This window comes from Paenirhizobium selenitireducens ATCC BAA-1503, assembly GCF_000518785.1.
GTDB classification, from domain to species: Bacteria; Pseudomonadota; Alphaproteobacteria; order Rhizobiales; family Rhizobiaceae; genus Allorhizobium; species Allorhizobium selenitireducens.
Window position 1 is genome coordinate 19,479 of the sequence record NZ_JAEG01000001.1, and the last position, 12,516, is coordinate 31,994.

At 59.4% G+C, this 12,516-nt stretch carries 12 protein-coding genes and 1 pseudogene; 5 read left to right on the forward strand and 8 right to left on the reverse strand.

Annotated features, from left to right (window positions below; genetic code table 11):
* Positions 1–52 precede the first annotated feature (52 nt).
* From L867_RS0100080 to L867_RS26650, 3 genes are all read left to right on the forward strand, one after another.
* Positions 53–280, forward strand: coding sequence for a hypothetical protein (locus L867_RS0100080; protein WP_028734988.1), 228 nt, complete (start codon positions 53–55; stop codon positions 278–280).
* Between the two features lie 448 nt (positions 281–728).
* On the forward strand, positions 729–2,477 hold the full coding sequence (locus L867_RS26645) for a S8 family peptidase (protein WP_169734052.1): 1,749 nt from the start codon (positions 729–731) through the stop codon (positions 2,475–2,477).
* A 235-nt stretch (positions 2,478–2,712) separates the two neighbouring features.
* Positions 2,713–3,918 (forward strand): tyrosinase family protein, encoded by a 1,206-nt coding sequence (locus tag L867_RS26650; protein WP_169734053.1) that lies wholly within the window; start codon positions 2,713–2,715, stop codon positions 3,916–3,918.
* 292 nt (positions 3,919–4,210) lie between these two features.
* Here L867_RS26650 and L867_RS0100115 read toward each other — a convergent pair whose 3' ends face one another.
* The 7 genes and pseudogenes from L867_RS0100115 to L867_RS0100145 form a co-directional block, all read right to left on the reverse strand.
* Complete coding sequence (locus L867_RS0100115; RefSeq protein ID WP_028734990.1) at positions 4,211–4,537, reverse strand: XRE family transcriptional regulator; 327 nt, start codon at positions 4,535–4,537, stop codon at positions 4,211–4,213.
* Positions 4,534–4,893, reverse strand: coding sequence for a type II toxin-antitoxin system RelE/ParE family toxin (locus L867_RS0100120; RefSeq protein ID WP_028734991.1), 360 nt, complete (start codon positions 4,891–4,893; stop codon positions 4,534–4,536). Before L867_RS0100120 ends, L867_RS0100115 begins: the two co-directional genes overlap by 4 nt.
* A 205-nt stretch (positions 4,894–5,098) precedes the next feature.
* Positions 5,099–6,340 (reverse strand): tyrosine-type recombinase/integrase, encoded by a 1,242-nt coding sequence (locus L867_RS0100125; protein ID WP_028734992.1) that lies wholly within the window; start codon positions 6,338–6,340, stop codon positions 5,099–5,101.
* A 187-nt stretch (positions 6,341–6,527) separates the two neighbouring features.
* Positions 6,528–7,238: pseudogene (locus L867_RS24235) on the reverse strand (JAB domain-containing protein); the annotation flags it as partial.
* A gap of 2 nt (positions 7,239–7,240) precedes the next feature.
* Positions 7,241–8,077: a type I methionyl aminopeptidase gene (gene map, locus L867_RS0100135; protein ID WP_028734993.1), complete on the reverse strand. Its 837-nt coding sequence runs from the start codon at positions 8,075–8,077 to the stop codon at positions 7,241–7,243.
* Positions 8,078–8,836: a DNA/RNA nuclease SfsA gene (gene sfsA, locus L867_RS0100140; RefSeq protein WP_028734994.1), complete on the reverse strand. Its 759-nt coding sequence runs from the start codon at positions 8,834–8,836 to the stop codon at positions 8,078–8,080.
* Positions 8,833–9,249 carry a winged helix-turn-helix transcriptional regulator gene (locus L867_RS0100145; RefSeq protein ID WP_028734995.1) on the reverse strand — a complete coding sequence of 139 codons (417 nt, stop codon included), beginning with the start codon at positions 9,247–9,249 and terminating at the stop codon, positions 8,833–8,835. Before L867_RS0100145 ends, sfsA begins: the two co-directional genes overlap by 4 nt.
* A 76-nt stretch (positions 9,250–9,325) precedes the next feature.
* On the opposite strand from L867_RS0100145, the gene L867_RS0100150 reads away from it, so the two are divergent.
* Both L867_RS0100150 and L867_RS0100155 read left to right on the forward strand, forming a co-directional pair.
* Complete coding sequence (locus tag L867_RS0100150; protein WP_028734996.1) at positions 9,326–9,655, forward strand: nuclear transport factor 2 family protein; 330 nt, start codon at positions 9,326–9,328, stop codon at positions 9,653–9,655.
* On the forward strand, positions 9,652–10,455 hold the full coding sequence (locus tag L867_RS0100155) for an SDR family oxidoreductase (RefSeq protein WP_028734997.1): 804 nt from the start codon (positions 9,652–9,654) through the stop codon (positions 10,453–10,455). The genes L867_RS0100150 and L867_RS0100155 overlap by 4 nt, the downstream gene beginning before the upstream one ends.
* 38 nt (positions 10,456–10,493) lie before the next feature.
* Here L867_RS0100155 and L867_RS0100160 read toward each other — a convergent pair whose 3' ends face one another.
* Positions 10,494–12,338, reverse strand: coding sequence for a PHA/PHB synthase family protein (locus L867_RS0100160; RefSeq protein WP_028734998.1), 1,845 nt, complete (start codon positions 12,336–12,338; stop codon positions 10,494–10,496).
* Positions 12,339–12,516 lie beyond the last annotated feature (178 nt).

Genomic DNA, 12,516 nt, shown 5'->3' on the forward strand with positions numbered 1-12,516 from the left:
CACGCGCATATGGTTGTATGGCGTCCCGTGGAATGGGGAAGGGGACCAACTCATGAGCGCTCACGACATAATCGCCGACCATCTGACTTTCGCCCTGCGGCTTGTCGCGAAGCAGGAGAGCCCGCTTCTCGCCTACCTGATCGAGATGGCGATCTTGGAAAACAACAATCCGTCCGATGTGACAGCCTCCTTGGAGACGGAGATGGCATCTGTTTCCGGCGGCCGCGCGGGGCAGTACATCTGCCCTGACGCGGTCGAAGGCGATATGATGCTTTCTTAAGAACCCTGGGAACGATCCGGGTGGCGCGGAAGGAAACGGTGGAGCGCTGTTCAGGGTCTTCGTGAAAGTTGCTGCGCATATTTGCTGAAGCGTCATCGGCCGCGAAGCAGAGGTGCGAGAAGAGCGGCATGCGGCCGCAAAGGACGCATCTAGCCAGAAGCCATTCGACGCAATACTTCCAGGCAAATGGCCTCAACGAACCAACGTGTTCTCACAAAATGCGGAAACTCGAAATACTCTAGTGGATCTACGGCTTCTGCGTATCGGCGTCGCCCAGACGGCGGGAAAATGGCGAGGCCGCAGGTGGTTTCCGGAGACGGCAGTTTGACGGTAGCTAGCTGAGTATGAGCGACTACAATACTCAATCTTGTGTATTTTAGACGTTCATTGTTGACGGCCCGTTAAGATTGTGGTTATTGTCGTGCGCAACTTCGAGATGGGGGCAGTCATGAATGACTTTTCGAAGATGTTGCGCATCATTTTCATATACGTCTTCTGCACAGGAACCGCTTCTGCGGATGCGGATATCGACGATCAAATGGCCAGCACCGGAAAAGCCCAGGTAATCATCCAGGTCAATCCTTCGGAACTCTTGACCCCTCAACCGTCAGTAATCGAGGCCCTTCGGGAAGTGTCCAAACTTCTTACCGATTCGGACAAATCAAGTCTTCGTTCGATAGGAACCCAGCCCTTGTTCACGGGAATAATTAGTAAGGATAGCTATCTAAATCTCGCACATAAGCCCGGTATTACAGTAGTCGCCGATACGCCATCACCTGCGCTGTCTTCAGTGGCCAGAAGCCTGGTTGGATTGAAGGATGTTGAGGATGACATAGCGGCCATCGCGGTAGATGGCGATCCTGCTTCCAGTACCAGCGGCTATGCGGTTGCGGTAATCGATAGCGGCTTTGATATCGATCATCCATTTATAGAAGGTGCAGTTCTTCGTCAGGCATGCTTTTCGACGAGCAAGTCCCCAAGCTACAAGGTTAAGTCTCTATGCCCGAACGGCTATGAGATCCAAACTGCAGGAAATGCGGCGTCACCGTGCGCAACACTTGCGATTGCGTGCGATCATGGAACCCATGTGGCGGGATTGATATCGGGAAAGGGCGGCAGAAATGGAGGAGCGGCGTTCGATGGAATTGCGCCAAGGACTCCGCTGATCCTGATAACATCGTTCACCGAGTTTGATGATGCAGGAACCTGCATCATGATGGGCTTCACGTCGACGCCCTGTATTGGCAGCTTTCTGTCGGATCAGATTGAGGCCCTTGAGTATGTCCGCCTCCTATCGACGGAGCATTTCATCGCGGCGGTGAACTTCAGTCAAGGTATGGTCGTGAAGGGGGAGTGCTCAAAGCACATCCTGGGACCTGTGCTTCTATCGCTCCTCGACGCCGGTGTCCCAACTGTGGCCGCCGCGGGAAACAACGGAAAGCCCTTTAGCTTACTTCCGGCATGCATCTCCACTTCGGTAAATGTAGCTGCATCCGACCAGTCCCAAAATTTTGCCGGAAAGTTCCCGACACCTTGGAGGGGCGGTTCAAATTACTCAGAAGAGGTCGACATAGTTGCGCCAGGTGTGAACATCATATCCGCAGCTCCTCATGGAAAGTATATTGAGCTAACCGGAACATCGATGTCGGTGCCTATCGTGAGCGGTACGCTGGCAAGAATTCGCAATCTGATTTCCCCGCCAACCGGACTGCCAGGGCACGGTTTCGAGATGGCCGAGTTGTCAGTTACTCTTTTGACGTCAACGGACAACAAGATCACCATCGGGAAAACTGCTGCCGGAGTGGATATTGTGAAGCCGCTACTCGACGTGTCCGTGGTTGAGACCGCGGCCGCCGCCTATCTTAAGGCTGGACAAGATCAGATAGCTCTACCTGCTGGCGCGGATCTGGAACCCAACACGCAAGTGGAGTGGGGATGGGTGCCAGCCAATCCCGGAGGAAATCGGAGCATCGTGCTCAGCAGCAAGCCATTCACCAACAGCCAAATCAAGGGCCTCTCCGAGCTGATTGCGAAAGAAATGGGGCTCACCAGTTTTCAGGTTCTTCCTCAGAATGATCCGACGAAGGTGATTGTCGATTCTGAGGTGCCGATCGACAAGACCTATCTCGAAACACTGACAAAGCAGCTGGGCAATGGTGGTCGTGCTTACGACGACGCAATTTCAACAATTCCATGAGGGGGGCAGCATGGGTGAATGTTCGGACAGCAGGCGACTGAATACAATCAGCGCGATAACGACGCGTCGCCGTTTCGTGGGAGGGGCAACCGCCTCCGTGGCGTCAGTTCCGTTTCTGTCATCATTTCTTGAGGTTCTGGCTGCGGCCCCAGCAAACGCGGTAGTGCGGAAAGCCGCGCATAAGCTCAAAGTCCATGACACCGAAGTCCAGCTTCTCCGGGACGCAGTAAAGATCTTGAAGGAGAATGATGGCATTGGAGGATGGAGTTTCCTGGCCACCTATCACAAGGACTTCTGCGGGGTCATGTCTAGCAAGGAAATTCACTTTGGCTGGTATTTCCTACCTTGGCATAGAGTTTATCTCGCGGTCATGGAGCGCCACCTTCAGGCCGCGGTTTCAGAGCCGAGCTTGGCAATCCCTTACTGGGACTGGTATGCCTCACCGGCAATACCGGAAATTTTCATGGGGTCGGATAACCCACTGAATGACGGTTCACGACGCCCTAGCGGACCAGAAATGGGGCCTTTCGATCTTGGAGTGCTAACGGAGGCAGACCTGGTCGATGACGAGGATTTCAAGGTGTTCGGTGGAGGAGACCCCGAAAGGGAAGGGGGCGGAGCAATCGAGTTTGGTCCACATGGTGGCGGCCATGTATTTGTCGGCGGCAATCTCGGAGCGTTTGCAACCGCAGCACTAGACCCTCTTTTCATGGCGCATCACGGCAATATCGATCGGCTCTGGGAGGTATGGCGCAATGCTGGAACCACACCACGCGCGGAACCGGTAGATGAGGGTTGGGATGCGCGACCGTACGTCTTTATTGGCGCTGACGGCACAGAGATCAAGAGAATTAGTAGTGAGACAATATCGACTGTTGGTCTTGGATACCAATATGACGATTTGAAGGTGAAGCCTGCCGAAGTCGTTGTTGCCGGCGGGGCAGAAATTGGAGTCCCGCTTGGAGCAGGGGAAGAACTTAGCCTAGAACTCACCTCGTCTGGGCCAGCCGGCCAACCTATAAATCTGTCAGGTGCAGGGGTACTCTTTAAGCTGACACTGCCAGCAGATGACGGTATTGCGTCGGTATTGAGCAGCGCGCCGACGTCTTCATTGACCAAGGGGCGAAAGCTGAAAGTTAGAATTCGCGAACTGGAAGTTCCAGACGATGCCGTTCAAATCCGTGTTTATCTCGATCCGAAAAAACCGATCGCGGATCTGCATTCGGATGAGGCATCCTTCGCTGGATCGATAAATCTCGTGCCAATGAATGGCTCCGGAACGGGCGCTAGGATTATTGCCAACGTTGATATCACCAGGGCGGCCGATGGCGTCGATTTGCCGATATCTGAGATGCCTGTACTGATTGTTCCGTATACAAGAGATGGCAAGCCGCGAGGCGGTTCAATGAGTATAGTGGGGGTTCAGTTGATAATAAAATAGGCGTGCACGCAGTATGTTGTCTGTATGTTGTTTATTACTGAAGCGTTAAATTGTCTTTTTAGAGCCAAATGGCATCGATAATCGGATTCTGTTGTGATTTTGTGTCAGAGTACGCTCGATACAGCGATCGGGTTATTTCAGTTGCGGCCACTGAGGCGTGTCCGCGATCTCAGGGGCGAGGCGGTTGCGGCTAGGCGTGTCTGCGATCTTGTTGAGGTGCCCATTGTCCAGAAAAAATCTCGGTCAGCCGCTTTGCCGGCCCATGCGCGGTTCGTTTGCGTCCAAGACGGGCCTATTTTTCGGCGGCCGGTTCGCTGAAATTCTTGATACTGACAACGGCGTCGGGAAAGCGCGCGGTGATCTCCAGCGTGCCGCCAAGAGCCTCAATATAGCGCCGAAGGTTGCTGACATAGATGTCAGCACGCTGCTCCAACTTGGCGACGGCGGGTTGCTTCACATGGAGTGCGCGCGCCACATCCTGCTGCGTCTTTTCACGCGCCTGACGCAGCTCGTGGAGCGCCATTTCCCGGAGCAAAACCGTGGTTGCTTGTTCGTTGCGGGCGCGACGTTCCGGCGACATCCGGTTGCGCAGTTCGTCAAAGGAGCGGTGTCCAGTCATATCAAGCCTTCCTTCCTGATCTCAATCAGGTAGATGTCATATAAGTGATCAGCGACCGGGATCATGATCTCATAAAAACGATCGTTGCCGGTCTTGTTGCCGCCGATCAGTAGCACTGCAGTACGGCGTGGATCGAATGCATAAAAGATACGGAACGGTTCCCCGCCGCTTTGGATCCTTAGCTCACGCATATGCTCATGCTTGGAGCCTTCTATGCCCGATGAATAGGGAAAGGGCAGCTGTGGCCCCTTGGCTTCAAGGAGCCCGACGACCCTCGCGATGTCATCTTGAATGGCATCGATCAGAGACGTGTACCAGTCGCCGAACTCATCCGTATACTCAACGGTCCAGACCATGTGCACTCCACTTGTATTCCATCTGCGGAATATTTCAAGGCGTTTTCATGTTTGGGGGCAAGGCCGCCTTTGTGGCTGACCGGAGGTGACAGTCCGGTCGATTTGCGCGACCATGTCTTCCTGGGCATTGGACACCCATGCGTTCGGTAGTCGAAGCGGAGGCATCTTTTTGAGGGACGAAGAACCGATCTCCTTGGCTCTTCCTTCATGCCGCAGCGTCGTTTGCGTTCCTGGCCAGCATGGCGCACACAAACTCGTCCCACTGCTTCATACCTGCGCGCTTTTCGGGCATGTAGTTCCAGCGGTCATAGTTCTTCGAACTGACGTCCTGCAGTGCATGGTTTTGTAGGCGGTCGCGGATTTCCTTCGACACGCCTGCTTTGCCCGCAAGCGTCTTGAAGGTGCGCCGCAGATCGCGGTTCGTCGCATAAGGAATCACCCCGCGCTCGCGCTGGCGCCAAACGAAACTGTACAGCGTGTTGTGGCTCACCGGCGTCATCGGATCCTTGGCAGACGGAAAGTACCAGCCGTATTCGTTGGGTGTGATCGACTCGATCAACTCGGCAGCGAGTGAGGGAACTGGTACCGCATGGGGCTGCAAGTTCTTGGTTTTCGACCAGTCGATGATCTTCTCTTTGGCATCCCACTGGTCGACGCGTAGGCGTGCGATTTCCTCGACCCGCTGCCCGGTCAGCATGATCAACTGGATGGCACGCGGATAGGCCGGATGGATCGGGACATCCGGGCATTCGAGCCAGCGATACAGCCGAACGAATTCCTCTTCGCTGAGCCAGCGTGTGCCACGGACCTTAGGTTCGGTGGGAATGCCGGAGGCTGGATTGTAGGGAATTCGAAATCGGCGAGGGGAGGCGCTGCGATAGTCGTGTTCGGACTTCATGCCCCAGCTATAGGCAGCATGGATATAGCCTCTCACGTGATCCGCCATGGCTCGCGCGCCACGCGCGTAGATCGGCCGGATCAACTCGACGATTTCTTCCGCCTCTATATCGCGGGCGAGGCGCTTGCGGCCGAGCGTGTCGGCGATCTTGTTCAAACCCTTTTCAGCTTCCTTCCAGGAGGGCTTGTCAGCTGATTTAAGGGCGGCGACATAGCCCTCGAACAGGTCGGCAACGGTGCCGGCTCGGGTGTCGCCGGCAATCTTGATGCTGCGTCCTTTCTGGATTACGTCGGCAAAATCGCGCTTGAAAATTTCCCGGGCCTGGGCAAGCGATGTCGAAGGGTAGGCGCCGATCTTTTTCTTGGTGCGTTTGCCGTCGCGCCATTGCTGGGCCATCCATTCGGCCGTCACGCGCGTGGGCATGGGCTTCACCGACAGGACTAGGCGACCTGTGCCGCGCCCGTCGCCATCGGGAAGATTTTCCTGCTTTCCTGTCTTTTCGACCCGCTTCAAGGCCTGCCGGATGGCTGTGTCGGAAAGGCTTGCCATGGCGATTTCTCCGGTTCCAGGACTGGGATCGGAAGGGGCGCAACAGGGATCGGTAACAGGGATCTAAATGTGGTTTTGTGCCTCTTCAACCGATCCCAGTTTGCCAGAGAGGCAGCCGCGATTCAAGATGGAAAAATGTTATGTTTCAATATGTTTGCGCGTGATGCCGCGTGATGAAATGAGGCTGAGTGGGATGGTTATGGACCAGGATAATGGCGGTGGCCGAGAGTTCCAGCGCCCGCTTGACCACTTCGCGCGGATAGACCGGTGTATGATCGACCGTGCCGCGCCCCTGCACCTCGTCGGCGATCAGCGCATTGCGCTTGTCGAGGAAGAGAATGCGGAACTGCTCGGTCGATTCGTAGGCCATCGCCGTGTGGCAGTAGTCGATGACCGAGGACCAGGAGGTGAGCACCTGACGGCCGCGGATCTCGCTTTTCAGCATGCGCTGGGCGACGCTGGCGATCAGCTTGAGTTCGAGCGCGACGCTTTCGCCGACGCCCTTGACCTCCTGCAGCAGCGACGGTTGCGCACCGAACACGCCGGCCAGCGTGCCGAAGCGGGCAATCAGCGCCTTGGCGATCGGCTTGGTGTCACGCCGCGGGATCAGGCGAAACAGCAGGAGTTCGAGGATTTCGTAGTCGGCCAGCGCCGTATCGCCGCTCTCGCGGAAGCGCGCCCTCAGCCGGTCGCGATGGCCGTGATAATGCGCCTCCGTCGTCTCGACCGTTCCGGTGACTGCGGAAGGCTTCTTCAGAGCGCCAGATTTCGCCGCCTGCTCGGCGAAGAAGCCCCGTTCGTCGTCCGCTCCGTGCTCTGCCCCTCCGTCCGTCCCTCGCAGGTCGAAGGCGGGTTCGTCTTCGGTGTCGAGAGGGCCGGGAGGAGGGGGCTTTGCCATGGTCAGCCCTTGAGCGGCGGAAGGCCCGGCCGATCGAAACCGCCCGGCGACAGAGTGAAGATCTCGCAGCCCGTGGCGGTGACGCCGACGGCGTGCTCGTACTGCGCGGTCAGCGAGCGGTCGCGGGTGACCGCCGTCCAGCCGTCGGCCAGCACCTTCACATGCGGCCGGCCGAGATTGATCATCGGCTCGATGGTGAAGATCATGCCTTCCTTCAGTTCCGGCCCCTCGTTGGCCCGGCCGTAATGCAGGATGTTCGGGCTGTCGTGGAACAGGCGGCCGACGCCGTGGCCGCAGAAATCGCGCACCACCGAGCAGCGCTCGGCCTCGGCATAGGTCTGGATCGCCTCGCCGATGGCGCCGGTGCGGGCGCCGGGACGCACGGCGGCGATGCCGCGCATCAGGCATTCATAGGTGACCTCCAGCAGGCGCTCGGCGGCGCGCTTGATCTCGCCCACCGGATACATGCGGCTCGAATCGCCGTGCCAGCCGTCGAGCACGTAGGTCACGTCGATATTGACGATGTCGCCGTCGCGCAGCGGCTTGTCGTTGGGAATGCCGTGGCAGACGACGTGGTTGATCGAGGTGCAGACCGACTTGGTATAGCCGCGATAGTTCAGCGTCGCGGGCAGCGCGCCGTTGTCCATGCCGAATTCGAAGACGAAGCGGTCGATGGCATCGGTGGTGACCCCGGGCTTGACCATCGGCACGAGTTCGTCAAGGCAGCGTGCCGTCAACTGGCAAGCCTTGCGCATGCCCGCAAAGTCCTCAGGCCCATAGAGCCTGATCGCGCCGGTGTTCTTCAGCGGGGCGGTCGCCGCTTCGATATAGGTTACCATTCATCCGCTTTCGGTCGTGGAAAGTGCTGTATTCGTCGTACATAATGCAGCAAGGCCGGGTTCGTCCATGGCGATCGGGCCGAGCGGCACGATTTCCGTCGGCGTGACCCGGCATTTCACCGCATGAGCCTCGACTCCGGCCTCGATCGCGCGGGCAAAGGTCCGTGCATAGAGCGGGTCGAGATCGCCGCAGATGCGCAAGGACCGGCAGTCCTCCCGCTGGACGAGGTAGAGCATGACCGCCCTTTGCCCACCGCGGACGATCTCGATCAGCTCCTCCAGGTGCCGGGCGCCGCGAGTGGTCACCGTATCGGGGAACTCGGCAAGGCCAGCCTGGCGGATGAAATGCACGTTCTTCACCTCGACATAAGCCGCAGGGCGATCCGGCGCGGAGAGCAGGAAATCGATGCGCGACCGCGTGCCGTAGCGCTGTTCGCGGGCAATCACCGGATAGCTCGCGAGATCCGACACCAGGCCGCCGCGGATCGCTTCTTCCGCCAGCCGGTTGGCGATTGCCGCATGCACGCCGACCACGGTGCCCTCCGCCTCGATCAGTTCGAAGGCATGGGCATATTTGCGGTTCGGGCTGTCGTGCTCAGAGAGCCAGATGCGCGAACCCGGCGCCGTCAGCCCCTGCATCGACCCGGTATTCGGGCAAAACCCGGTGATCTCGCGGCCGTCTTCGAGCACCGCATCGAACAGGAAGCGCTTGTAGCGGCGGATGAGCCGGGCAGGGACGAGGGGCGGGGAGAAGATCATCGGGGCGGGCTGGCCGTTCCGTCGGGCGTCGGGGCCGGTTCGGTGTTTTCCGGCTTGTTCTCGGCCCAGGTGAGCAGCGCATCCAGTGCCGGGCACAAGGTTTGCCCCCATTCGGTCAGGCAATATTCCACCCGGGGCGGGACCTGATGATAGACGATGCGACGGACGATGCCGTCCGCCTCCATCTGGCGCAGCTGCTGGATGAGCATTTTCTGCGAAATGCCCGGCGTCTGTCGTTCCAGCTCGGAGAAGCGCAGAACCTTGCCGCCGAACAGGTGAAAGAGGATCACCAGCTTCCAGCGCCCCTCCAGCATGCGAAGCACGTTTTCCACACCCGCAGCCCCTGCGCTGGGGGTCGGATATCTATCCTTACTTTTAGGTGAGTACCTTACATTTTCGTCGGTTCTTGTCATATCGCCAGCTTATGGCCATCTTGGTTTTCGAGCAAGCGCGCAGGCTCTCAACGCAATCGAAGATGAGAGAGATATCATGCCACAGAACTTTCCCAGACCGGTCGAAGATTATTTCGCCGGCAAGAATTCCGGCGACTTTGCCACTGCACTGTCCGGTTTTGCCGAGGACGCGGTGGTGAGTGACGAAAACCGCGCCTACGAAGGCAGGCAGGCCATCCGCAGCTGGATGGAAGAGACGCGGGCCCGCTACAATGACAGGTCCGTCGTTCGCGACTTTGCCGTCGAGGGCGACACGGTCGTCGTGCACGCCGAGGTTTCGGGAACCTTTCCGGGAAGCCCGATCACGCTGCGGTACCGCTTCACGCTCACCGGTGGCAGCATCGCCCGGCTGGAGATCGGCTCATGACGGTTCACCAGCGCTTCCGGGTCGATCCGACGGAATTTGCCGGCCGCCGCGTCGTGGTGACGGGCGGCACCAAGGGAGCGGGCGCTGCGGTCGCGGCACGATTTGCCGCTGCCGGTGCAAAGACCCTGACGGCGGCCCGGTCCGCTCCGCAGGACCTTGAGGAGGGCACACTCTTCGTGCCAGCCGACCTGACGACGGAGGAGGGCATCGGCACGCTTGCGGAAGCCGTCCTCTCCAGTCTCGGCGGCGTGGATATCCTCGTGCACTGCCTCGGCGGATCGGCGACGCCCGGCGGCGGTTTCCGCGCCGCGACCGAAAACTTCTGGCAGCAGGAGCTGGCGGTCAACCTGCTGCCGGCCGTCCGTCTCGACCGCCTGCTGGTGCCGGGCATGATCGAGCGCGGCGCGGGGGTCGTGATCCATGTGGCGTCGATCCAGCGTCGCCTACCGCTGCATGAGTCGACGATCGCCTATGCGGCTGCCAAGGCGGCGCTTGCGAGCTACAGCAAGTCCCTGTCGAAGGAGCTCGGCCCGGCTGGCGTGCGCGTCAATACGGTGTCTCCCGGCTGGATCATGACGGCGGCCGCCGATCATCTGGTCAAGCGCCTGGCGAGTGGTAGCGGGACGGACGAGGCCGCAGCCCGGCAGGGCGTGATGGATGCGCTGGGCGGAATTCCGATCGGCCGCCCGGCCTGGCCCGAGGAGGTCGCGGAACTGGTGGCGTTCCTCGCCTCCGATCGGGCCGCTTCCATCCACGGGGCCGAATACGTCATCGATGGCGGGACGATCCCGACCGTGTGACCGGTCGCACCGTCGGTCACCCATGACCGGCGGTGCCTCTACACCCTCGCCATCACGTAGGAACCCGGGGCATCGGCGATGGCGTTGAGCGCGCCGCCGCCGGGAATGCGGGCGGGAACGCGCTCGTCGTCCATCGCCTCGATCCAGCGCTGCCAGTGCGGCCACCAGGAACCCGGCGTCTCCTTGGCCCCGGCCACCCAGTCTTCGTAAGCGCCCTTAACCCCGCCATTGGTCCAGTACTGGTACTTCTGCTTGTCGGGCGGATTGACCACACCGGCGATATGGCCCGAACCGGACAGCACGTATTCGACAGGACCGCCGAACAGGCTGGAGCCGACGAAGACCGACTTTGCCGGCGCGATATGGTCCTCGCGGGTGGCGAGGTTGTAGATGGGGATCTTGATGTCCTTGAGCGACAGCGTCTTGCCGGCGAGTTCCATCTTGCCCTGGCTCAGCGTGTTGCTGAGATAGCAGTTGCGCAGATAGAAGGAGTGGTTGGCGGCCGCCATGCGCGTCGAATCGGAATTCCAGTAGAGCAGGTCGAAGGGCATCGGATCCTGGCCCTTCAGGTAGTTGTTGACGAAATAGGGCCAGATCAGCTCGGAGGCGCGCAGCATGTTGAAGGCCGAGGCCATCTTCGAGCCGTCGAGATAGCCGGAGGATTTCATCCGGTCCTCGATGCTGCCGATTTGTCCTTCGTCGACGAAGACCTTGAGATCGCCGGCATAGGTGAAGTCGACCTGGGTGGTGAACAGGGTCGCACTGGCGATCCGCTTGTTGCCCTCCTGGGCATGCAGCGCGAGTGCTGCGGCCAGCAAAGTGCCACCGACGCAATAACCGATGCTGTTGACTTGCGTTTCCCCGGTCGCCTTCTCGACGGTGTCGAGGGCGAAATCGACCCCTTCGCGGATATAGGATTCCCAGTCCTTGCGCGCATGCCGCTCGTCTGGATTGACCCAGGAGATGACGAACACGGTGTGGCCCTGGTCGACGCACCACTTGATGAACGACTTCTGCGGATTGAGGTCGAGGATGTAGAACTTGTTGATCCACGGCGGGCAGATCAGAAGCGGCCGCTTCAGCACCGTGTCGGTCGCGGCCTCGTATTGGATGACCTCGCAGATCTCGCTCTGGGCGATCACCTTGCCCGGCGTCACCGCCATGTTCTCGCCGACCTTGAACTTGCTGGTGTCGGTCTGGCGGATCCTCAGATCGCCGCCGCCGGCGGCAATGTCCTCGGCCAGCATCTGCATACCCTTGACCAGGTTGGCGCCGTGGCTGGATACCGTCTCGCGATAGAGCTGCGGGTTGGTCATGACGAAATTGGTGGGCGACAGCGCGGCGGTAATCTGACGCACGTAGAATTCGGCCTTGTGACGGGTATGGTCGTCGAGCCCCTCCGCCTGGGTGACCATCTTCTCAGCCCAGTCCGACAGGATGACATAGGCCTGTCGCAGGAAGTCGAAGAACGGATTGCGCTGCCAGTCCTCGTCGGCGAAACGCTTGTCCTTGATGGGCTGCAGCGGCTGGGCCTCGCTTTCGCTTGAGAAGCGCGACAGCGTCTGGGTCCACATGCCAAACATGCTGGCGAGCAGCTGGGTCTGGGCCTCCAGCGTTCGTTTCGGGTCGGACATCCAGTATTCCGACACCTTCGACATGGTCTTGACCATCTCGGCCATGGGTTCGGAAACGGGGTCGACGACTTCCCCGCGTTCGCGCGGCGCGAGCCAGGTCGAGGCTGCCTTGCCCAGGTTTTCCAGCGCCTTTGCCACGTTGAGCGTCAGCGCTTGCGGGTCCTTGACGACATATGGCTCGATCAGTTTCGGATCGAACCCAGCCGCCTTCGCCGCCCCTGGTCCCGCCTCTTCGCGTGTGCTGGTCAAACCGTCCTCCCCAGGATCATTTTCTCGGCGTCTTTTGCAATTGCGCATCCTGCCTGAAAACGACTACAAGTTCCATAGTTACGAAAGCATAGTGTGACATAGGCTGTGTGACGAACTTGAGGCTTGAGCATGCCGAGCGAACTGCCGGCGTCTGGAATAGATAATGATCGCTGATACT